Here is a 22,961-nt window from a genome sequence, read left to right as displayed (position 1 = left end):
ATCGGCCTGTCACGAACCAACCCAGCGGCAAGGGCGCGCAAGCCCGCCACCGCCAGAAGAGGAGCCGCCCAGTGGAACACGCCCCTACCGAGCCCTATTCCACCCCCACCAAGCCCATCTGGCCCCCGGTCGCCGTCCCCGGACGTCCTGGCCACCAGGGCGGCCAAGACGGGGAGCCCTCTGCGCTGGCAGAGGTGTCGCCCGGGGAGGCGGTGCTCGATCCGGAGCCGACTGCCGGGTCCGGCCTGCTGGACGAACTGCGTGCGCAGATCGCGAGGTTCGTGATTCTGCCCTCGCAGGAGGCGCTGGACGCGGTGACGCTGTGGGTGGTGGCTACTCATCTCCAGCCCGCGTGGCAGCACGCGCCGCGTCTCGCGGTGGTCGGTCCGGCGAAGCGGTGCGGCAAGTCCCGGCTGCTGGACGTGCTCACCGAGACGGTGCACGAGCCGATGCTCACCATCAACACCACCCCGGCTGCGGTCTTCCGGTCGATCACCGAGGAGCCGCCCACGCTCCTGGTCGACGAGGCGGACACCATCTTCGGCACTCCGAAGCAGGCGGAGAAGAACGAGGAGATGCGCGGCCTGCTGAACGCCGGGCACCAGCGGAACCGTTACGTCACCCGGGTCGTCGGCAACGACCACACCCCACACAAGTTCGCCACCTTCGCCATGGCCGCCATCGCGGGCATCGGCGACCTCCCCGACACGATCATGGACCGCGCCGTGGTGATCCGCATGCGCCGCCGGGCCGAAGGCGAGACCGTCAAGCCGTTCCGCTCCCGCCGCGACATCCCGGCCCTGCACGAACTGCGCGACCGGATCGCCGCCTGGGGCCGCCCGCTGCTGGACGAAGCTGCCGACCTGGAACCGGAACTGCCGGTCGAGGACCGCGCGGCCGACACCTGGGAACCCCTGGTGATCGTCGCCGACCTCTCGGGCGGGTCCTGGCCCCGTCGCGCCCGGACCGCGTGTGCACGGATGGTCGCGGCCGAGGAGCGAGCGGAGGAGGAGAACCCCAGCGGGGCGAAGATCCTCGCGGACATCCGGCGGATCTTCCACGCCAAGGGCGACCCGGAGAGCCTCAGCACCGACGACCTTCTCTTCGCCCTCAACGGCGACGCCGAAGCCCCCTGGGCCGAATGGGGCCGCAACGGGCTGACGCCGCGCGGACTCGGCGCGCTGCTCCGCGACTACACCATCGCCTCCGGGAACGTCCGCGTCGGCGAGATCCAGCGCAAGGGCTACACCCGCAATAAGTTCGCCGACGCCTGGCGCCGCTACTGCCCCACCGTCCACCCGATCGACGCCGGCCCCGTCACCGCCGAGGGCTGACCCAGCCCCGCCCCGATTGCCGTCCGTGCCGTCCCTGCCGTCATCCCGCAGGTCAACAGGCATCCCGCCAAGACGGCAACCGGGCCCAAGACGGAAACACGATCACCACCCGCCCCGGGGCTGCCCAACCGCGTCCCGATCCGTCTCGTGCCGTCCCAGCAGTACCCGCCGTATCGGCGCAGGTCACGGCCCCGCGCCACGGGACGGCAAACGCACCCCATCCGTCCACGGCCGTGCCGCCGGGACGGCACCGCGCCCTGCCTGCCGTCCCGGCCCTGACCTGCGGGTGCAACGGCCAAGACGGATAAGACGGACCACACCACCAGCCCCACGCACCACCCAGGAGCACTCCACCTCCATGGCCACATCCGCTGTACCGCCCGCGCCCGCGTATCCCGACACCGGTCACCGCATGACCGGCTGGGACCGCGCTGCGATCCTCTCCCTCGGTGCCGCCGCCTGCGCCCTCTCGTACGACGCCCTCCAGCAGATGGCCGTCGCCATCCACGTCCGCGGACTCCTCACCTACCTGTTCCCACTCGTCATCGACGGGTTCATCGCCTACGGCGTACGCGCCCTTCTCGTCCTGCGCACCGCCCCGTTCCGGGCCCGCCTCTACGTCTGGGCCCTCTTCGGCACCGCGACCTGCGCCAGCATCTGGGCCAACGCCCTCCACGCCGTACGCATCAACCAGCAGAACCCGCCTGGCACGCTCCACCTGAGCGACCTCACCGTCGGCATCCTGTCCACCCTCGCCCCACTCGCCCTCGCCGGAGCCGTCCACCTCCACATCCTCATCACCCGCGAAACCACCACCGACACGGCACCCCCGCCGGTAACCCTCCCCGACCCGGAACAGCTCACCAGCGAACCCGCGGCCACTCGCCGGGGCGGACGGCCAGCGGACGCGACCCTCGACGAACTCGTTGAGATAGGCCGGATCGCCGTAGCCGAGCACGGCCGTCTCTCCCGCTCCACCGTCCTCCAAGCGATCAGGGACAAGGGCCTCAAAGTCGGCGGCGAGCGGCTCACCGAGGTCATGAACACCCTGCGAGCCGAATCCGAGACCAGCTTCGTCGACGGCTGACCGCACGCCACCGGAACAGGCACGGGGTGGTCGGAACCCCTTCCGACCACCCCGGCCACGGACCACCTGTCGCGGACGGAACCGAGACGCCTCCGGGCTGCGGTACCGGATGGCGACGAGAAGGTGGCCTGCCACCGAGCCCTCCCCGCCCCATGCCAGTGGTCTCAGCACTCGCAGAGTGGATGTAGCCGTGGCTTTCCCGGGCCCGTCCGACGACTTCACCCACTTCACGAGCAGACCCCGAGGAGAACCACCACATGCCCCACCCGGACAGCCCTCACTCCTTCGACCACCAGGAGACAACCACTGCGGTCACCAGCGCAGCAAGGTATGCCGCTGGACCGTCCAAGGGCCGGTCCCATACGGATGCCTCCGCCCCGGGGGTGGCGGAGGGGCTCGGGCACCAGGGGGCGCCCGAGGGAGAAGCGTCAGCGTCTCCGACCGTCAGCCCGTTGCCGCGAGCAGCCGAAGCCGCCGCGTTGCATCGTGTCGCCCGTCGCCGCCGGCGTGATCCGAGCGGCCAGCGCAAGCAGCGTGTCGACGCCCGTTACAGCGTCGACGAGAAGAAAGCGATCCTCGCCCGAGCCAGGTCACTGAACATCGCCGGAGCCCACTACGTCGGTGCGGTCGTCATGGCCCACATCCACGGTGACCTCGCCCTGCCAGGCCAGCGCACCCCGCTCGACGACTACATCGACGAGCTGACCGCCCTCCGCGGGGAGGTAGCCAGGATCGGCAACAACATCAACCAGATCGCCCGCAAGCTCAACGCCGGTGGTCATCCCCAGCCTGGGGACACCGAACTCTTGGCCCAAGCCGAACGCACCCTGGCGGACACCGGGACCACCGTCCGTCGGATCGCAGCAGCCGCGAACCAAGCCCTCATGAGGAAGGAGGGCCAGTGATCGCGAGGATCAGCAGCGGCAAGAGCACCGCCGGCCTCATCCGGTACCTGTTCGACACGAAGAAGGCGAAGGACCACACCGACCCGCACCTGGTCGCCTCCTGGGACGGCTTCGCCCCGGACCCCGGCCGGGCCGAGGACTTCGACGCCACCAAGAAGCTCCTCGTCGCCGACCTCGACCTGCGGGTCAAACAGGCCAGGCGGCTCGGCCGGGCACCCGAACAGCATGTGTGGCACTGCTCGGTCCGGGCCGCGCCCGAGGACCGAGAGCTCACGGACGACGAGTGGGCCCAGGTAGCTCGCCGTATCGTCCACGCCACCGGCATCGCCCCCGAAGGCGACCCGGACGGATGCCACTGGGTAGCCGTCCGGCACGCCCCGGACCACATCCACATCGCCGCCACCAAAGTCCGCGGTGACCTGAGCAGCGTCCGCCACTGGCACGACTACCGCAACGCCGACCGAGAACTCGTCGCCGTAGAGAAGGAGTACGGCCTCCGCCAGGTCGCACGTGGAGACCGCACCGCCGCCAAGCGCCCCACTCGCGCCGAACAGGAGAAGTCCCGCCGCCGCGGCCGGGGAACCACCGCGCGTGAGCAGTTGCGCACCACCGTTCGCACCGCCGTTGCCGCCGCTTCCACCATCGAAGAGTTTGCCCACCTGCTCAGCCAGATCGACGGTGTGATCACCCAGGTCGTCTACTTCCCCTCCGGAGACGTACGCGGCTACAAGATCGCGCTCAAGGGTGACACCAATGCCCAAGGCGACCCTGTCTGGTTCTCCGGCTCCGAACTCGCCCCAGACCTGTCCTTCCCCAAGATCCGGGAACGTCTGAACGCCATCGAGCCAGCCACTGACCAGCAACTGAACCGGGGCAGGCCCGACCCATGGCACCAGACCATCACCATGATCGAACTCATCCCCCACCACCTGGATCAAGCCGACGACGAAGCCTCCCAGGCCCACCTCCACGCCTTCGGTGAAGTCCTCGACGCCCTTCCCCTCCTTGCGCCCCGACAGCTTCGGACCCAGCTCCGAGACGCCGCCACCGCGTTCGAACGCGCCACCCGCTCCCGCATCCGGGCCGAGCAGCACCAGGCTCGTGCGCTGCGCAGCGCCGCACGAGCAATGCTCCGGCAGCCCCCGCCTAAGGACGGAGCCCTCCTGGCGATGCTTCTCGACGCCGCCGTCCTCGTCGTCATCGCCGCAAGTCGCTGGCATCAGCGCCACCACCACGACCAGCAGGTCGAAGCCGCCCGTCAGGCTCTGCTGCATCTCCAGATCGCGTACGACCAGGCTGCCGTCGCCCCATTGGCTGCCCTTGCCCAAGGCCGGCCATCCCAGCAGATCGTGGAACGGCACATTCACCACGTACGTCGTGCTGTCCCCAGCCAAGCGGAGCGGGTCCTCGCAGACCCTGCCTTCGATGCCCTCATCACCGTTCTCTCCGACTCCGAAGCTGCTGGCCATGATCCGGATCAGTTGCTGCGGCAGGCCACTGATCAGCGCCCTCTGGATGACGCCCGTAACCCCGCCCGAGTGCTGACATGGCGCGTACAGCGAATCACTACAGGTCAGGCACTCAGTAGCCGAGACCGCGTGGCTGGGGTTCGCAGCACGGTCAAACTGCGCACCAGCGCTCCGGCTCATTCAGCAGAGTTCACGCCGTCACAGCCTTCGGCGCCGGGCCGCCGACGCTGATCACCGGAGCACGAGGCTGTCCCCGATCACCTTGTCGCTAGCGCGCAGGGCCGCTGCCAGTTCGCTGTGCAGATGATCCGGGATGGCCCCGGCTCCCAGCGCGCAGACCCTGACCAGGGCGCGGCAGTCCTGGGCTTCCCGATCTGTGGCCAGTGTGAGGAAGAGGGGGTGGGCCAGGACCTCGCGGGCCGCGTAGCCGTCCTCGGCTTCGACCGTCCTGCGGTGAAGCTCTTGCACCATGCGCTGCCTGGCGGGTGCTTCGGCGGGACCGACCGCGTCGAGAAGGGTGAGACCCAGCCGGATGTCGAAGACGATCATCCCGGGTTCGGTCGGTCGTTGAAGGTAGGCCGCGATCAGTTCTGTCAGATGGTCGTCGATCGGCTGCTGGGCATCGCGGCGGCACAGGACGGTCAGGCACGCCGTGACGAGCTGTTCCCAGGGGTCGCCGGGCGTCGTGTCGTGGAGGAGCTCTGCTGCCGATGCCGTGTCGCCGGAGACGAGGGCGGCCAGTACGGCGACTTGGCGGCCGTCGAGCATCCGCTGGCCGACGCCCCGGTGGGACTCGATGTGCGTCAGGGCCTCGGCCCAGCGGCCGGCGGTGGTGAGGGTGCGGGTGCCGTCGGCGAGGAGTACGCGCCAGAGCCAAGCACGGACTTCTTGGCGGTCGGCTTCGGTCGCCGTGAGGTCCGCCGGTATCTCCACGCCGTCGAAGCGGGCATGTGCGCCTGCTTCGACGGCTCCGTACAGGTCGAGCAGTCGCTGTCGTCCCTCGTCGGCGCGGCCGGCGCGGATCTGGAGGCGGGCGAGGTTGACGACGGGTTCCAGTCCGCGGATCGCGCTCATCCCAGGCAGCGGACAGCTGTGGAGGTACGCGGCGGCCTGCTGGTGGCACAGCTCGCGCGCCAGGTCGGGAAGGCCCAGGTCGGAGGCGATGAGCGCGGCCTGGTTGTAGACGGCCGACGCCAGGCCCTGGTCGGCCTTCCGTACCGCGGCGTCGGCCAGGTCGACGAGCGCGTGGACGCGTTGGGGCAGAGGTAAGCAGGCGGGACGGAATCGGGCGACGAGCGGGAAACGCTGGGCGGTGGGTCCGTGCGGGTCCATGAGTCCCCCGAGGCGTGGGTTGGAGACGGTGCCCGCCCGCCGTAGGCCGACGGACACCATCCTCTCTCTATCGGTTGTCACTGCCAGTCGACGACGATCCGGTTCAGCGGGGTGTCGAGGGCGAAAAGACCAGGGCGCTGTTCGATGGGCGGAGCGGCGAGGTGCTGGATCTCGAAGGTGGCCTCCCGGCCGCGGTACTCCCGGTCCCAGATGCGGATGGCGTCGGCGACCTTCGCGGCCAGCTCGTCGCTGCCGGGACCGTGGCCGATGACACCGAACTCCCAGAGCTTGCCGCCCTCCGGGGTCCTCTTCTCCAGCAGCCGCCGGGCCAGGTAGGTGACAGCGCTCTTCTCCACGGCCGCGGTGGATGACGGGTAGGGGTCCTCGGTGAGTAGCCCGCCCTTGGTGCCCTGCGGGAACAGCATCCGGATCAGGCCGGAGGGCAGGGAGCAGGTGAGGAACAGCTCCATCCACTCCGGCGACTCCATGGCGCGGACCGTCATACCGGTCCACTCCTCGGTGCGCGGCTGCTCCAGAACGCGGGCGAGGGCATCGGCGTCGATGTCCTGGCCGGCGGGGGCCTGGAGCCGGACGGTGCCGTCGGCGCTGAGCGGGACGACACGGCGGTCGTCGTCGGCGATCCCTCGCCGCAGCGGCATGAAGGTGTTCATCTCACTGCCGAGGGATACCCACCGGCCGTCGCGCTGTTCGTACGCGATGGAGCGGGCGACGCTGCCCTTGAGCCGCTGGGGAACGAGGAGCCGGCCACCAGGAGCGAGTTGGTCCAGCCAGGCGTGCGGCACACCGTGCGCGCCGACGGTGGCAATGATCCGGTCGTACGGCGCCCCCTCGGCGTATCCGAGCGCCCCGTCCCTGGTCACGGCCTCGACATTGGTGACCCCGGCGGCGGTGAGATGGGCGCGGGCACCCTCCACGAGGTCATCGTCGACATCAAGGGTGGTGACGTGACCGCCCTCGCCCACCAGGTGCGCGAGAAGTGCGGCGTTGTAGCCGGAGCCCGCGCCGAGTTCGAGGACGCGCTCGCCGGGCCGGACATCGAGCTGGTCCAGCATGAGGGCGACGACCCCCGGCTGGGAAGCGCAGGAGATGGACGCGCCCTCGGTGTCGTACTTGATATGCACCGGCGCGTTGGCGTACGCATCTTCGAGTGTCGCGTCGGGCACGAACACATGGCGGGGGACGGCCCGCAGAGCCTGCTCGACGGCGGGGGTACGGGCGTGGCCGTTCGCCAGGATCTGGTCGACCAGGGCGTTCCGGAGGCGCTCGGCCTCCGCCGAGTCGGTGGTGATCGTGTCGGTGTTCACCGCGCCGACGCTATCGACGTCCGCCGCTGCCCCGCTGGCCGACGCGGTGTTGTCACTGGTTCCCATGACTACCTCTCGTGCGATGTTGAACAGAGCGCTCTGGTCGTCCCGAAGGAGACCGGCGCGGTTGGCGTGGAAGATCACGTGGTGGGCGAGAACGGCGCGCAGGCCACGGGTGAGACCACCGTGGTCCGCGAGATCGGCGAGCGTCGCCCCCATCAACTCGAAGGCGGTGACCCATTCGGCGTGCCCGTGGAACGGGCCGCCCGGGTTGCAGAGACTGCGGGCGTCGACGGTCATCAGCTTGCGCACTGCGGGGGCCAACGAAGCGGTGCGTTCGGCCGGCAGCGGATAGGTGGCCGGTCGAAGGGCGGCGACCTTCGACCAGACGTCTCCCTGCTCGAACCAGTCGAGCCCGGCGCCACGCATCATCGCGCTCACCAGCAGTACAGCGGTCTCCCGGCGCCTCAGATGCTTCGGTCCCGGCTGGTACGTCAGCAGGTGACGGGAGTCGCTGTGGAACAGTTCGTGGGCTGCGTCCATGGCCGCCCGGCCGCCGAACGCGTCGGTCTCAGGCTCGTACGTACCCGGCAGCCATGACACGACCGAGCCTTCACCGACCAGGTTGTCCAGCAGCGACTCCACGGCTGGGGCCGGTTCGTCGGCGCGGTACCGCAACGGCCAGGGCTGCTTGTTCATGAACCACCAACCGGAGAGCTGTCCGGTCGCCTCGGCGGTGATCAGCGTTGGGGCGAGGCGCTCGGCGATGACGAGCTGGGCGTGTGAACGGTCGACGAAGGTGATGTTGTGCTGCTGCCAGCGGTCGGACGGCATCGGGGTCCTTCGGTCAGCGGATCAGGCGATGAGAAGGCAGGAGTCCCAGGCGGAACGGGGCGAGGTGGCGGTGCTGGGCGCGATGAGCGCCAGGGCGACACCGGCGGCACCGTCGAGCAGGCCAGGATTTCCGCTTCCGAGCGCCGCACCCAGTGGGTGGATCTTGTCCAGGAGCGCTGGGATCGCGGCGCGTATCCGGTCCACGGTCGTGGCATGGGCGTCCTCCGCGACACGGGCCGCCAGGTGGGCGAGCCCCGCGAAGCCGTGGCAGAGGCCGTTGTCCGTCGTGTCCCTGAGCTGGTCGGCATCGGTGAGGGCGACCACGAGAGCGTTCTCCGCCTTGATTCGGCGGCGGGTGTCGCCGAGGGTGAGCGTCGCGAGTTGCCGGGCACGGGCGAGGCCAGCGGTTCCGTAGCACCAGGACGGCCGCCGGGGCGTGGACGGGGTGGGGCGTCGGGTCCGCAGTTCGTCCCGGGTGATCCAGTACGGCCACGCCGAGCTGTCACCGCTCTCCCAGCGGTCCAGCCACGCCAGGATGGTGCGCATCGCCGCGTGGTGGCCACTGACGGCTATGCCGCGGCGGGCTGCCAGGGCCAGGAGGGCGAGTGAGCCACCGATGCCGTGCGCCATGCCATGGTTGGCGTGACCGCCGGGGAAGCGGTCGTCCGGGTTACCCGAGGGGCCGGTCTCCGTCCACCAGCCGGGCAGGGTCTCGTCCTGGTCGGTCAGCGGTTCGGTGAGGCGTACGCAGTAGTCGAGCACGGCACGCACCGTGTTGCCGTCGGGGCTGCGGTGCAGAAGATGTGCCCCGTATCCGGTGAGTCCTCGGATGACGTCGAACTCGGCGAGCTGCGGCAGGCGCCCGGCGTCGATGCGGCGGTGGGCGGCATCCAGACGGCGCCGGACGTCGACCACGATCCGTCGGTCCAACGAGTCCAGGGCGCTCTGATAGGCCCCGGGGAGGCTGTCCGCCGCGCAGGCCAGGGCATGGGCGAGGGCGGGAGCGCCGTAGAAGGGGTGGCTGTCGGGACCGCTGGTGAGGGGATGGCGGGAGGCGGCGGCGAGCCAGTCGTGAGCGCGCTGCCACGGTCCGAGGCCCCGCGCGGCCCGTTCGATGTGCAGGAGCGCGATGCCGGGAGGGCCGTAGGCCAGGTGCTGTCCGTACGCGGGCACTGCCCAGGACCGGGGCACATCGGGATCGGCGAGCTGGGCCGCGATGGCGTCGGCCAGGTCGAAAGCCGGGTGGGTGGTCATGACGGCCTCCCCTTTGTACGGGCGGTCCAGGCGAGAGCGGCAGCGCGCGCCAGGTAGAGGCACACCTCTTCCTCGGGGAAGTTGACCGCGACATGCCGTACGAAGTGGACGTGCAAGAGGGACGTCAGAACGTCGTCGACGGCGATTCCCTGAGTGTCCGGGCCCGGCAGGTGGGGCCGGTAGGCGGCAAGGGCCGCGTCCCGTTCCGCCCACCCGGACACGATGGCTTCCCCGCCGGGGACTCTGCGAAGCGCCGCCCAGTCGCCGCGGGGGTCGGCCAGCCGTACGGCCTCCATGAATTGCGGGCGCGGTACGGGAGTGGGAGCCGTCGGTGGAATGTGGTCGACCAGCCACCGCATCCCGGCTTCCGTGCTTCCGAGGAAGGCGGAGGCGATGGAGATGGTGTGGGCCGCCACCAGGGGTCGTTGGGTGGGTCGCTGTCGCTGCGCGAGTTGTGTCACCACGGCACGCGAGTCGGCCCGGAAGACGTCTTCGGCAGCCTTCCACGCCGCTCCGGAACCCCAGCGGCCCATCTCGCGGTACGAGGTGGGATAGCGCAGATCGGCCAGCAGGCCGGCCCGCCGCAGTTCGTCGGCCCACTCGCTCACCGTACGGGCGGTCTCGCCGAATGCCCCCGGATGGGGGAGGGCGATACGGAGGCGGAGGTGCTGGGCCTGGTCGCGGAAGCGGATGAACCACCAGGGCGGGTTGCCGAGCCGCTCCAGCAGGCCGGGCAGATGCTGGGCAAGCACGGTGTCCTGGCGACGGGCATCTCCGTACAGGGTGGCCAGGAGAACGGAGGAAGTGGCCGGGGTCTGCATTTGTGCTGGTGAGAGTGCACGAGCCGAGGTGGGGGCAGGCAGGGGCGGCCACGCCGTCGGCCGTACCGCCTTGAGCGGCAGGACGACCTCGTGGGCGCGCCCGTCGCACCAGCCGTACCTCTCCGGGGCTTCGACGAGCACAGCGGTGCGTGGCTGGTCGAGGTGCTGGCGGAGCAGCGTTCGGTGGCTGGCCTCGTCGAGGTCGAGGAAGAGGTGCTGGTCCCCCTCCACGAGATAGACCTGCCGCGGCAGCCGCCGTCGAACCCGCCAGCTGGCCAGTGCAGCGTCCCACTCGGCGCCGCTGGGCAACTCAGACGACTCCAGCCTCCAGCGTGCCGGGGCCAGCACCGTACGTTCGTACCGGAGGCGCGGAAGGAACGGCATCGCTGCGGCAACGCCCCAGTCGAGCACGGTGACCTGCGCGCACTGAGCGCGGGACAGCTCGGTGAGAAACCGCGCCAGCGGCGGAGTGTGCGTACGCAGGTTCAGCGCGTTCATCCCCACGGCTTCGACACGGTGGCCCCGGCCTGGAGCGGCCAGGTACATCCGGCGTCCGTCGCACGCGACCGCGAGGTCATCGAGGGTGAGCACGTCGGGGTCCGGGGCGCGATGCTCCTGGAGGCTGATCACGGTGGGCAGAACCTGAGGTGCGCGAGTGACGTGAGTGCTTTCGGGGAGCAGCGGCGGGAAAGAGAGCTGCGCGGGCACGGTGTCGCCGTCCGCGGTCGGCAGATCGGCCAACTCCTTGCTCAGCGCCTCGCGGTCTGCCGGTTCCAGCACACCGAGGAACCGGCCCGTAGAGACGCCGGCACCTCGTGACACGCTCACGATCTCCAGCCGGAACCGTCCGCGTTGCAACTCTTTCAGGCTGGCCGAGTGCACCCGTACGCCAACCTCCAGGTGCGGCGGCACCCGAGGTTCGTCTGGTCCCACATCGAGAGCGGCGATCAGTTCGTCAGTGAGGACGACCTCCTCCTGGCCTTCGAGCGCGGCCGTCTGCGCCAGGCGTACGAGTACGTCGTCCCGAGCAGAGACCCGAGGCCGGCGAGCACCGCCCGGCATACTCGGGTAGCCGTCGGGATAGCCGACGCCGCTGTCCGCCACGACCTCCTTGAGCGGCACCATCGTGCCGATGCCGTACCGCTCGTAGAACCGCTGGTGGTACTCACCCCACGCGGCGGTTCCGTACGGGCGCGCACTCAACCGGGTCAGAACGAGCGCTGCACGTTCGATTTCCTGGGCGACCACCTCCGGCAGCACGAGCTTTGCGTTCAGACGGAGGTCGAACGCGACGGGGTGGCGGTTCCCGTCTGGCACGAACTCCCGCATCCGGGCTGCGGCTCTGTACCGGCCGCCGCGCGTGGAGCACCCTCCCAAGGCTGCCCGGATCGCACGCAGCTCGGCCACCGTCTTCGAGATCGGCGCAACGCTCTCCGCTTCGACGGCGTCGAGTTGGTCGACGAGGTACCCGAGAGCGTCGGTCTCGGTGCTCGGCGCCCGCAGGCTGGTGATCAACACCCGCCGTCGGATCAGCTCCGCCAACAGCCGACGAGGCTTCTCAGGCCCCGCCTCGGGAAATTCCACCCTGAGTCTGCTCAGGAGCACGCCCACCCTGATCGGCGCCTCGGCCGCGGTGAGGGCCGCCAGCACTGGTGCGGTGAGGTCCAGCGATGCTTCGACAGCGCGGATCTCGTCGCCTCGGTCATCAGACTGAAACGGCACGATGAGCCGGTCCCCACGTACCGACGCGGTGCTGTTGGCGACGACGGGCAGCCGTTCGAGGAGTTCCGGGCACGACTCCAGTCGCTGTACGACCGTGGCCAGCCACTCTGCCCCAGCCTTGCCGACGAGCACGTGTTCTTCGCCCCAGCTCGCACTGGCCCGCGGTCTGAACGTCGCGGTTGTCACCCCAGCGAACAGCCCAAAGGGAGTCGCCCGGTGCTGGGCCCGCAATAAATACCGGATCACGGAAAGCACCGCACGCCGAAGGTCCCGTGGATCGGGCCGTTGTCCTGTGCACAGACTCTGCACTTGCGTGGCCAGCGCCGGGCTGGAGTGCTGCAAGGTCTCGGCGAAGTCCTCGTCCGCCCAGACCGCACGCAGCCACGCCGCTTGATCTGCTGCGGCACCGGGCAACCCGTCGCCCAGGTCGGGCCATGGAGGGACCACCAGCGGAGGCTGGGCGACGGCGCGCACAAGGGCAGTTGTTCCGGCGCGGAACGCCGCGGTCGCGGTAACCACGAACCACCTCCGTAGGGTGCGGGAACGGGCGGCTGGCGCCGCCGCACGAAGGCGGCGGCACCAGCCGAACTGGCCACAGAGCAGGTCAGGCGACGTTGGTCGTGCAGGCACCGCAGGTGGTGCCGCAGTTGTCGTCGGTCAGGTTGACCAGCCCCGCCGGGTCGGCGATCTCGACGAGGGAGACGTCCAGGTCGAAGCCGTCCGATGCTTCCGCCGCCTGGGGACGGACCTGGGTGAGACTGGGAATGACGGTGTTGCGCGTCATGGTGACTACCTCCTTGTTTGGTGGGTTCACTGATGGATGTGGCCGACGGGTCGTTGATCCGTCGCCGGTGAGCTGAAGCTCGGCCCAGACCTCCTTGCCCCATGGACACCTGTCCGAGCCGTAGAGGTCATAGCCCCAACAGTCCGACACCGCGTCGATGAGGAGCAGGCCGCGGCCGGACTCGTCGCCGTGGTTCGCGTGGCCTGCGGCGGGCAGGCGCTCCGGTTCCCAGTCCACGACGCCGACACGGACTCGCGACGCGCTTGGGCGTCCCACGGTCAGACGGATGTCGTGGCACGAGGTGTGCTTCGACGCGTTCGCGATCAGCTCCGTGACGATCAGCACGGCACCGTCGGCGAGTTCATCCAGGCACCACGCACCGAGTACACGGTGGACGAGCTTGCGGCAGGTCTCAGCGGTGGACGGCTGGCACGGGATGGTCTGGCTGTAGGCGGGGCGCCCGACACGGGCGGCATGAACAGGTGTGTTGAGACTCGTCATGGGGATGGAGCCTTCGGGTTGTCTCGGCGCCCGGTCCGCCCCTTGCGAGACGTGAGCGTGCGGACCGGGCCGTCAACAGCCACCCGGGATGGTGGGCGGCCGACACCCAGATAACCCCGGCTTCCGTTCGGCTGGTTAGGACCATCAGGCATGCGCTCAACGGGTCGACCTAGGGCGATTTGACCCAGCGCTTACCTGACGATTGGGCGACGCGAGCGCTACCGTGCCGGGATGGATGCCACGCGCAACACCGTTCTTGAGGCGTGGATGGAAGAGCACGGCTACAGCTCCAACAGCCTCGCCGACGCTGTGAACAGGTCCTTAGAGCAGTTGACCGGAAGGTCCGGAGGGCTCGACGGATCATCGGTCCGGGGCTGGAAGGCCGGCCGTGTGAAGTGGCCGAAGACGGCCACCCGCAAGGCGCTTGAGGAGATCGCCGGCCTGCCCGCCACCGCTTTAGGGTTCGTTCCACGGGGCAGGACTCCGTCGGCCCTGGTTCCACCGCAGCAGGAGGACCCTGACATGAAGCGCCGCACGCTCGTCGGCGGGATCACGGCGGCCGCCGTCGCCGCGGCGTCACCCGGCACCGCTTCGCCACGCCGGATCGGCATGAGCGACGTCGACCGTCTCCAGAAGCGCTTCGCCGAGATCATCGCCAGCGACCACCGCCACGGTGGACAGCTCGGTATCGAACAGCGAGCCGCCTCCCTCGCCGACGAAGCACTGAACCTCCAGAACTCGGGCAGTGCGACCCAGCGCGTACGCAGCAGCCTGTACGCCTCCGCAGCGGCGTTCCGCTCCTCGGCGATGTGGGCCGCGATCGACGGCCGGCGCTACGACGATGCCAAGACCCACATGCGGGAGGCACAAACCCTCGCCGAGATGTCCGGTGACCAGGCGATCAAGTTCCGCATCTGGAGCCACACCGGAACCATGTACCGGCACCTCGGCCGCCCCGCCGACGCGCTCGCCGCGAACGACGTGGCCCGCAACCTCTTCCTCACCCGGCGCGACCCCCTGTTCGCGTCCCTCGGCCTGGCCCGGCAGGGAGCCATCCAGGGCACAGCCCAGGACCGCAGCGGCATGCGTCGAACATTCGACCAGGCGCAGGAGGCCATGCTGCGCTCCGACCCCACCGAATACCGCCCCGTGTGGATGCTCGCCTTCTACGACCAGGCCGAGCTGGACTCGCTGGCCCTGTCAGCGAACCTGGCCCTGGGCGACTACCCGACCGCCGAGTACCACGCCCACCGCTGCTTGTCCGCGCTCCGCCCCCACATGATCAGATCCCGCGCCATCGCGACGACCCGCCTCGCCCACGCCCAGCTCGCGCAGGGGGCCGCGGACGCCGCCACGGCCACCGCGATGAAGGTCCCCACCGACGTCGCCACCCACCACGCCCGGGTAGCACGCATGCTCCAGGAGTTCGGCGCCGCCCTGCGCGCCACCGCCCCCGGCAGCACCACCGCGCAGACCTGGACCGAGCACGCCGCCACCTGGAGGACTACCGCATGACCACGGCCCCCACCATCGAACTGCGCACCTTCACCACCCTCGACCCCGTCCGCGGCGACCTCCTCGACGTCTACGCCGACGTACGCGCCCCGCTCCTCCACCTCCCGAATTACGCGGTCACCACCTTCGGCGAACGGCTGGACCGCCACGGCACCGAACCGGGCTTCGTCGCGGTCCTCGCGTACGCCGACGATGAGCCGGTCGGCTACGCCTACGGCAACACCATCGAACGCGGCGACCGCTACTGGCAGCGCACCACTCCCGAGCCGGCCGAGAAGTACACCGAGCGCCCGGCCCTGGCCCTGAAGGAGATCGGCGTCCGGCCCGCTTGGCGCAAGACGGGTACAGCTCGCCGCATCCACGACGCCCTCCTCGCCACAACCTGCGATGAGATGCATGTCACACTCATGGTCAATCCGGCTGCTGGCGACGGCAAGGTCCACGCGCTCTACAGGTCGTGGGGGTACAAGAACATTGCCCGGAGCCAACCGTCGCCAGCCTCGCCACTTCTGATCGTGATGGTCCGAGCGATCCGCTGACCAATAGCGGTGATCGCCTCCTTGAGGAACACGCCTGAGCAGGACCCGCAGTCGATACAGGGTCGGCTGCGGCCTATGAGGTGCGGCACATGGTGCCCGGGTCGGGTGGTGCCCCTCTATGGAACTGCGGCGCCGACGGTATCCAACCGACCGCCACTGTCGGCAGCGGCCGGTACGGTTGCAGCGAGTGTTGTGGTCCGCGCCGGGCGCCGGGGCCGATCGAGTGCAAAAGGGAGTGGTCGCGGGTGACGAGTGGGCGTCTGACCCTGTCGTGGGTCGGCAGGGATGAGGCCCTGCGAAACACAGCGGACGGCGGATACGAGTGGGTCTCACGACAAGACCCGCGGGTTACAGAAGTCCGCCTACTGCAGGAAACAGGCAAGGCTGGCGATGTCACCGGCACGGCAGCCGACAACCTTCTCATTCATGGCGACAGCTACGACGCTCTGCTGGCCCTGGTCCGTAACCCGGAGTACGGCGATCACTACCGCGGCAAGGTGAAGCTCGTCTACATTGATCCGCCGTTCAACACGGGCCAGGCTTTCCAGCACTACGACGATGCGCTTGAGCACTCTGTCTGGCTCACGATGATGCGTGACCGACTCCTGCTTATCCGTGACCTGCTTGCCCCTGGCGGATCAGTCTGGGTTCATCTGGACGATGCCGAGATGGCCTACTGTCGCGTTCTCATGGATGAGGTCTTCGGACGTGGCAACTTCGTCGGGACTGTCGTCTGGCAGAAGATCCACGCGCGCAATAACTCAGCCCAGCATCTCTCCTCGGTCCATGACTATCTCCTCGTCTACGCCCGCTCCAAGAGCGATCTTGTCCTCAACAAGATCGATCGCACGGAGCTGAGCGACCAGGAGTTCTGGAACCCGGACAATGACCCTCGCGGCCCCTGGCGCAGGTCGGATCTCACGGCTTCCCATGCGTACGAGGACGGACGCTATGAGGTGGTCGGTCCGCACGGGGACGTGTTTTCCCCGAGAGGAAACCGTTGGTGGTCGTGCTCAAGGGAGACTTTCGACTCACTACGTGAGGACAACCGGCTCTGGTGGGGGAAGACGGGGCGCACCTTCCCGTTCAGAAAGCGATTCCAGTCGGAACTGGGTGGCCTCGTGCCTACCACTTTCTGGACGCACGACGAGGTCGGCGACAACCGCCAGGCGAAGGCCGAGGTGACCAAGCTCTTCGACCGGTCGCGGATCTTCTCGACCCCGAAGCCTGAGGCTCTCTTGAAGCGCGTGATCCAGATTGCTACCGATCCGGGCGACGTGGTCGTCGACGTGTTCGCCGGTTCGGGCACTACCGCTGCGGTAGCGCACAAGATGGGACGCCGGTGGGTGACTGCCGAGATCCTCGAAGAGACGGCTGAGACCTTCACTCGGCCCCGCTTGGAGAAGGTCGTTGCCGGCGACGACCCGGGGGGCATCACGAAGACCGTTGGATGGGAAGGCGGAGGCGGCTTCAGGAGCCTCAAGGCATCGCCGTCCGCGTTCGAGATCGCCGATGGCCGAGTCTTCCTCGCGGATTGGGTCAAGGGCGAAGACTTTACTGCCGTCGTCGCAGCCCAGCTGGGCTTCATGTATGACAGCGCGGACGGTGGGCCGTTCTGCGGTACGAAAGGACGTGCCCGGCTGGCCGTTGTCGACGGCGTCGTGGACGAGGTCGTGGCCCGAGGCGTTATTGGGCATTTGGACGAGGGAGAACGAGCAGTGATCGTCGGCAGGGGCATCACGCCCGAAGCTGAGAGTCTCGTTGCGGAGCTGAGCCGAGGGTCCAAGGTGCTTAAGGCGCCTCGCGATCTGGTGCGTCGCGGGAAGGCTGTGCGATGACCTGGATCGACTACGATGCCTCGCTCGTGGACGACATCGCCGCGAGGTTGGACCTTCGGGCACCCAACGCAGCGGCCGTCCGCGCGGTTGCCGAAGCGATCGCGGACGGGAACGGCCGCGAAGTGGTGTGCGACCTGGCGACGGGCGTCGGCAAGACGTACATCCTTGCCGGCCTGGTGGACTACCTGGCAGCCCAGGGAGTTCGGAACATCCTGGTCGTCACGCCAGGGACGACGATCCAGGATAAGACGGTCGCCAACTTCACTCCCGGGCATGCGAAGTTCGTGAACGGCAGCGATGCCGAGCCGTTGGTGATCACCTCGGAAAACTTCTCCCGGGGACAGGTGGGCGATGCCCTGCACGACGACACGATCACGAAGCTGTTCGTCTTCAACGTGCAGCAGTTGATCCGGCCCAGCGACAAGACGTCCAGAAAAGTCCGGGCCCGAGACGAGTTCATCGGCACGGGTCTCTACCAGCACCTTCAGCAGGTAGAGGACCTCGTCGTCATCGCGGACGAGCACCACGTCTACAGCTCAAGAGCCAAGTCATTCAACCAGGCCATCGAGGAACTGGGCGCGCGGGCGGTCGTCGGACTCACCGCGACACCTGCACCAGGTGTCAAGCCGATCTTCCAATACTCCCTTGCCGAGGCCATTGCCGACGGCTTCGTGAAGATCCCTGTGATCGTCTACCGCCCGGATGGCCGGAAGGACGAGAGCACGGTCCTTGCCGATGCTTGCCATCTGCTGCGGATAAAGGACGCCGCATGGACTGCCTGGGCAGAAGCACAGGGCAGGACCCCCGTGCACCCCGTGTTGTTCGTGGTATGCCGTGACATCCCTGACGCCGAGCGCGTCGCAAACAGGCTGACAGCCGATGACATGTTTCCCGGTGAGGGACAAGTGCTCACCATCACGTCGCAGTCGAGCGACACCGCACTGCGGGCCCTGGCTGCGGTGGAAGAGGCCGACTCGCCGGTACGCGTCGTGGTCTCGGTGAACAAGCTGAAGGAAGGCTGGGACGTCAAGAACATCGGGGTGATCGTCGGCCTGCGAGCTCTTGCTTCGGAGACTCTGACGGAGCAGGTCCTCGGTCGAGGGCTGCGGCTGCCCTATGGGCGGAGGGTCGGCACTCCCATGGTGGACACAGTTGACCTTGTTGCCCACGAGTCCTACCGGCAGCTGCTGGCCAACAAGGACGCGCTGTTGCAGCAGGTTCTGCCCGCTGACGGCGGTGACCTGGACAAGGGCCGTCCGCAGCCGGCCCCTGTTGCGAACCAGCCGAGCAGCGGCGATGAGCAGCAGATCCTGACCTTTACGTCACGCCCGCGTGTCATCGGCGACGACTTGGTGGACGGCTCTCCGCTGCTGCATGTGGAGTCGTTTGACGCTGTCATGGCCCAAGGCAAGCGGGACGCGAAGGCCGTTACAACGCTCCGCACCAAGGTCCCCGGTGCACCGACGATCCGCTTCCCCAGGCGTGAGCGGGAGATTCTTCCTGTTCGTTTCTCCTTCAGCTACATCGACAATGCGGCCGTGCGGTCTGAGGGTGCCGCATACAAGCACGAGTTCAAGGTCCCGCTGGTGCGGCAGGCGGTCGACGCCCAGCGTGGCCTGGACAGCAAGGTGGGCACGTTCGTGACGGCAGCCGAATCGGTTGACGCCACCCAGAAGTTCATCTCGATCTCTGAGCTCCGCAACGATCTCTTTGGGCGGATCTGGAACATCGGATACGTGGAGGAGACGCTTGCCGAATCCCGAGCGGCCGAACGTGTTGTCCGCGAGTTCTTGGCGGGAGCCGGCGTCACCGCGGAAGACCAGGAACACGAGTGGAGTGAACTGCGTGCCGCCCAGGCAGCAACTTCCCTCGGAGAGTTGGTCAAGACCGCCTACGACACCCGTAAGCTCCAGCCCACTTACGCCTTCCGGCCGGTAGACGTCCCGACTGTTCCCCCGCCGCCCATGCCCTCGAACGTCGTCAGCAAGTGGGCGGATTTCCGTAAGGACCTTTGGTACGAGGGCTGGGAGCACTCAGTCGAACCGGTTGCCTCCTTCGACGCCGGCAGTACCGAGTACGCCCTGGCGCACCTGTTCGACGCGAGCCCCAGCGTCCAGTGGTGGCTGCGCAACTACGACCCGGGCCCCATTTGGATCGAGCGGGACAACGGGAAGAAGTACTACCCGGACTTCATCGTCCTCGACAACGAGGGAACGTACTGGGTCGTGGAGGGCAAGGCCAACGACCGAGCGAATGATCCCGAGGTGCTGGAGAAGCGGCGAGCTGCAGAGGATTGGGCGCGCTTCGTCCGGGACTATGGCGAGTTCGGCACATGGCGGTACATCTTCGCGACCGAGAAGATCATCAAGGGCGCCAAGGGGTCGTGGGAGTCCCTGATCGCGCTTGCCAAGCCGGAATGAACATCCTTACTGCGTGAGGGGACTGGGCGGTACCACGGTGGACCCGGCGCCTGGGTATTCAAGGCCGGGCGCCTCTGGTCTGGGGAATCGGTTACCTGCCATTCCAGGCGGCGACACCACCGTCCAGTCGTCAGATACTCGGCATGGCGCGCCTGTCACGAGTGACAGGCGCGCCACAAGGCGATGAGCATCAACGGCCGTAGGTCTTCTAGGCAAGGGGGAAGCGTGAACCCGTTCGAACTGCGCCGTACTGAGCAGGCGCTCCGCGAAGCGCTACAAGGAACCGCATTGGCCTGGGTTCTCGACGATGTCGATGCCGCGATCGCAGCAGGTGTGCCAGAGGAGAAAATCCTGCGTCGGCGCCCCCAACGCCGCGGTGATGAGTCCCATGCCGCAACGCCGGCATCGGCAGCGCTCCGCTACGAGGTGGTGGATCGGAACCTGCTCGGCGCCAGCGAGTATGAGGCGTCGCGTAAGCGAGGGACGCTGGTTATCGCTACGCGAGCCATGACGGACCAGGAACGTGTCCAGCTTTTGCTTGATGCGGTGAGGCGGGTGCTTGTCGAACTGCCTGAGATCGAACGGGAGACGCTGAAGACGCTTCAGGCGGAGCCCGGCGGTGACGACGGCCGCCGCACCATGGTTGAGGGAGTCGTGTTCGAACCAGACGAAAGAACTCGGTCGCGTCGCAGCCGAACGGAGATCCTGGTGAACCGGGTGCCCACGGAACGGCGTGAACGAGTCAGTCAACTGGTGACTGAGGTGTCGCGGGAGGTGCGGAGGTGACTGCGGTCGATCAGCTGATCGGGGAGATCAAGAGCTTTCTGGCGGCGGGGACGATTTCGTATGATGCCGCGTCGAAGCCGTCCGATGTCTACGAAGGATTCATCTTCTCACTGATCGTGGCTACCGCGAGTCGTCATGGTGCCACCGTCAGGTACGAAGACGTCTACGGGGCGAAGGTCAATAACCTCGTATTCCGGACAGGGCCGGGTCATCTCTACGGGGACAGTCAGCCCTTCACCCACGCTGTGATCGAGTTCGACGGCGCCCCCGCCCTCGAAGTCCACCTTGGCGTCTTCGTGACCGGCTCGTCAGGTGTTCTCCACGAATGCGACGTGTTGGTGCTGCCTGCCGAGGAAGCGGCCTTGAGCCGTGAACAGGGCGTTGAGCCGCGCGGAAGTCAGAGCATCCTCATCGTCGAGTGCAAGTACTACGTGTCCAACCTCGGCATCGGGCTGGCGCGGAACTTTGAGGGCTTGCGCGCCGACATCCGTACTCAGAGCGAGCTCTTCGTCTCCAACATCGGTTCACCGAGCATCGTCAGGTACCTCGATGCTCGGAAGCGAGGCTTCGAGCGTGACGTGGTGCCCAACTCGCCGCAGGCGGGTTATCTCCAGGCAGAGATCAGGAAGACCTTCAAGAGTTACCTGAACAAGCACTCGCCCTCAACGGTGATCTGAAGCCGCCAATCAAGCCTGCGACGGTTGCGATCTGCGTGAGCGCTGCGTGAGCGGACTGAGTGACACGGGGGCGGACCAGGCATCACGCCGATCAAGGCTACAAGCTTCTGATCAGCGGAAACAGGATTCTGCGGCACCGCCCAGCACCACCGGGGATGATCTTGCAGGCCCTCGTAATGCGTAGGTCTCGGGTTCGAATCCCGAAGGCGGCTCTGAAGGACCCCAGGACTCACTCGCCGTGACCTGGGGTTTTTCGCTGTTCGGGGGCGGTTTCTCGATGGGCGGGAGCCCTGACTTTGCGCTGGCCAACCCAAGGGGAGCGCATGTGCGCAGAGCCTGGACCGGTGGGAGCGCGCGGACAAGCCGACGGTGCCACACAGCCCCGTCGCACTGGACCGTCTGTAGTGCTCTGATCAGGGAAGACGGGACCAACGGGGGAGTCGATGCACATCAGCGCGTGGCGCCAAACCTTCGACTCCCGAATTTGGGTGGGCTCTGGGTCTATACCGGCCGTGGCAAGCTCCCCTGACGGCACAATGGATCACAGTGCAGCACCGCCTGCGTGGAGGGCGCCGTTTTCCACGTCGTCGACATGGACGATGGGATTCGGAATACTTTTGAAGAGCATGAGGGCCTTCACGGAGATCTTGTAGCCTCGTCCTGCTCGTGCTGCGGGGAATGGAAACTGTCCGGCCCTGATGAGCCGATACGCGGCAGACTCGGCTATATCCATCACGTCTGCGGCTTCCCGGAGTCCGATGAACGACGGGTAGAGGTCGGAGACGTAGTAGTAGAGGTTTGGGTCAGAGAACCAGGATCGAGAAAGCCCGGTCCTCACCGTCTGGTTGATTGACCCTGAACGGGTGCCAGTTCGAAGTTCGTCATGAAAATCTCGAACGGTTTCGGAGCAACCACGTAGCTGAAACAATTCCCCGATTCGTTCACCTCTGAGCTGCTCCGCGACATCGGCATCATGAATATTGCTGGCATCGATGATCGATGAAGCCTTCAGTGTGGAGTCCAGAAAAGAGCCTTCAGGTTGAACAAATATCTCGACGTCGTCCATCGAGTACTCAGAAGAGGTAGCGCTCCCCAGCCGGAAGGCCACCTCGAAGGCTGCCTTGACCATCCGATCCCTGACGTGACGTGGTGCGACTCCCCTAACGGTTTCGTCCCACACTTCCAACGCGGTTGCCACCATGGCCGACCGAATGTCTTCACACTCGACGTGAAAATCGCGAGAGATCCTTGCGGATAACGAGCGGAAGTAGGGAACGATACAGTCAAGAATCACCAAGCGCCACGTGTCGTCGCCGTCCAGGTCACACAACCTTCCCATGGCGATCAGGGACTCCCATAGGCGTGAGGTCGAGGCCGACCGAACCCCGGCAGAAATCGCCTCTGCGCGGAATTCCGAGTAAGTTGGATGTCGTTTAATGTCACACTCCTTGACATCCCCCACATGCGCACAGGCCGGCTCTCCTCCAAAAATATCCCGAACTTTCCATTCGATGTGATCGAAAATATCTGACATGACCCGTCCCGCGAATTCGCCGACTGTTCTTGGTCAAGTGTGCGGATTCGAAAAGATCTAAGCATTCTTTATGGGGAGAGTCGCCTAATCGTGTGAAGAATATTTAAATTCGAGTGTCCCTGGTTTCAAGGGGGGCTCATCAGGGTCTTTTGATGCGCCTGCATCACCAGCCTCCCTTCTTCAACAGAACAGCTCCGCTCACGCAAGCTCTTCTGCGGCGAATGCGCCTGCGGTTCTTCAGGTCCACCTTCTGGATGCGAATCTGGGACCTACAAACTACGTAA

Annotated in this window: 16 protein-coding genes and 1 pseudogene; 10 read left to right on the top strand and 7 right to left on the bottom strand. The window is 67.2% G+C overall.

Going from position 1 to position 22,961, the window contains the following annotated elements:
- Nucleotides 1-71 precede the first annotated feature (71 nt).
- The 4 genes from AB852_RS35765 (at nucleotide 72) to AB852_RS35750 (ending at nucleotide 5,026) form a co-directional block, all read left to right on the top strand.
- Nucleotides 72-1,334 carry a DUF3631 domain-containing protein gene (locus AB852_RS35765; RefSeq protein ID WP_073795379.1) on the top strand — a complete coding sequence of 421 codons (1,263 nt, stop codon included), beginning with the start codon at nucleotides 72-74 and terminating at the stop codon, nucleotides 1,332-1,334.
- Nucleotides 1,335-1,692: 358 nt separating this feature from the next.
- Nucleotides 1,693-2,421: a DUF2637 domain-containing protein gene (locus tag AB852_RS35760; RefSeq protein WP_073795378.1), complete on the top strand. Its 729-nt coding sequence runs from the start codon at nucleotides 1,693-1,695 to the stop codon at nucleotides 2,419-2,421.
- Between the two features lie 452 nt (nucleotides 2,422-2,873).
- Entirely contained in the window at nucleotides 2,874-3,326 is a 453-nt protein-coding gene (mobC, locus tag AB852_RS35755) for a plasmid mobilization relaxosome protein MobC (protein ID WP_425444210.1), read from the top strand.
- On the top strand, nucleotides 3,323-5,026 hold the full coding sequence (locus AB852_RS35750) for a relaxase/mobilization nuclease domain-containing protein (RefSeq protein WP_073795376.1): 1,704 nt from the start codon (nucleotides 3,323-3,325) through the stop codon (nucleotides 5,024-5,026). The genes mobC and AB852_RS35750 overlap by 4 nt, the downstream gene beginning before the upstream one ends.
- Here AB852_RS35750 and AB852_RS35745 read toward each other — a convergent pair whose 3' ends face one another.
- The 6 genes and pseudogenes from AB852_RS35745 to AB852_RS35720 form a co-directional block, all read right to left on the bottom strand.
- Complete coding sequence (locus AB852_RS35745) at nucleotides 5,027-6,127, bottom strand: hypothetical protein (RefSeq protein WP_079185172.1); 1,101 nt, start codon at nucleotides 6,125-6,127, stop codon at nucleotides 5,027-5,029.
- Between the two features lie 77 nt (nucleotides 6,128-6,204).
- Nucleotides 6,205-8,286: a methyltransferase, FxLD system gene (fxlM, locus tag AB852_RS35740; RefSeq protein ID WP_073795375.1), complete on the bottom strand. Its 2,082-nt coding sequence runs from the start codon at nucleotides 8,284-8,286 to the stop codon at nucleotides 6,205-6,207.
- 21 nt (nucleotides 8,287-8,307) lie between these two features.
- Nucleotides 8,308-9,540, bottom strand: coding sequence for a lanthionine synthetase C family protein (locus AB852_RS35735; RefSeq protein WP_073795374.1), 1,233 nt, complete (start codon nucleotides 9,538-9,540; stop codon nucleotides 8,308-8,310).
- Entirely contained in the window at nucleotides 9,537-12,509 is a 2,973-nt protein-coding gene (locus tag AB852_RS35730) for a lantibiotic dehydratase (RefSeq protein WP_178391210.1), read from the bottom strand. Before AB852_RS35730 ends, AB852_RS35735 begins: the two co-directional genes overlap by 4 nt.
- A 178-nt stretch (nucleotides 12,510-12,687) precedes the next feature.
- Nucleotides 12,688-12,867: an FxLD family lanthipeptide gene (locus AB852_RS38205; protein ID WP_079185188.1), complete on the bottom strand. Its 180-nt coding sequence runs from the start codon at nucleotides 12,865-12,867 to the stop codon at nucleotides 12,688-12,690.
- Nucleotides 12,868-12,927: 60 nt separating this feature from the next.
- Nucleotides 12,928-13,368 (bottom strand): annotated as a pseudogene (locus AB852_RS35720) (ATP-binding protein); the annotation flags it as partial.
- A 231-nt stretch (nucleotides 13,369-13,599) separates the two neighbouring features.
- Here AB852_RS35720 and AB852_RS35715 point away from each other — a divergent pair.
- From AB852_RS35715 to AB852_RS35690, 6 genes are all read left to right on the top strand, one after another.
- Nucleotides 13,600-14,883 (top strand): NsdA family TPR-like regulatory protein, encoded by a 1,284-nt coding sequence (locus AB852_RS35715; RefSeq protein ID WP_245877049.1) that lies wholly within the window; start codon nucleotides 13,600-13,602, stop codon nucleotides 14,881-14,883.
- Complete coding sequence (locus AB852_RS35710; RefSeq protein WP_073795369.1) at nucleotides 14,880-15,422, top strand: GNAT family N-acetyltransferase; 543 nt, start codon at nucleotides 14,880-14,882, stop codon at nucleotides 15,420-15,422. Before AB852_RS35715 ends, AB852_RS35710 begins: the two co-directional genes overlap by 4 nt.
- A 245-nt stretch (nucleotides 15,423-15,667) precedes the next feature.
- Nucleotides 15,668-17,260 (top strand): site-specific DNA-methyltransferase, encoded by a 1,593-nt coding sequence (locus AB852_RS35705; RefSeq protein WP_073795366.1) that lies wholly within the window; start codon nucleotides 15,668-15,670, stop codon nucleotides 17,258-17,260.
- Complete coding sequence (locus AB852_RS35700; protein WP_073795363.1) at nucleotides 17,257-19,680, top strand: DEAD/DEAH box helicase family protein; 2,424 nt, start codon at nucleotides 17,257-17,259, stop codon at nucleotides 19,678-19,680. Before AB852_RS35705 ends, AB852_RS35700 begins: the two co-directional genes overlap by 4 nt.
- Nucleotides 19,681-19,905: 225 nt before the next feature.
- Nucleotides 19,906-20,466 carry a hypothetical protein gene (locus AB852_RS35695; protein ID WP_143201325.1) on the top strand — a complete coding sequence of 187 codons (561 nt, stop codon included), beginning with the start codon at nucleotides 19,906-19,908 and terminating at the stop codon, nucleotides 20,464-20,466.
- Nucleotides 20,463-21,143: a hypothetical protein gene (locus tag AB852_RS35690; RefSeq protein WP_073795358.1), complete on the top strand. Its 681-nt coding sequence runs from the start codon at nucleotides 20,463-20,465 to the stop codon at nucleotides 21,141-21,143. The genes AB852_RS35695 and AB852_RS35690 overlap by 4 nt, the downstream gene beginning before the upstream one ends.
- A 541-nt stretch (nucleotides 21,144-21,684) precedes the next feature.
- Here AB852_RS35690 and AB852_RS39400 read toward each other — a convergent pair.
- Nucleotides 21,685-22,677 (bottom strand): helix-turn-helix domain-containing protein, encoded by a 993-nt coding sequence (locus tag AB852_RS39400; RefSeq protein WP_143201324.1) that lies wholly within the window; start codon nucleotides 22,675-22,677, stop codon nucleotides 21,685-21,687.
- Nucleotides 22,678-22,961: the final 284 nt, after the last annotated feature.

It is taken from the genome of Streptomyces uncialis, from assembly GCF_001905345.1.
GTDB lineage: Bacteria > Actinomycetota > Actinomycetes > Streptomycetales > Streptomycetaceae > Streptomyces > Streptomyces uncialis.
The sequence above is the reverse complement of the archived record's forward strand: the minus strand, read 5'-3'. Positions and strand labels throughout refer to the sequence as shown.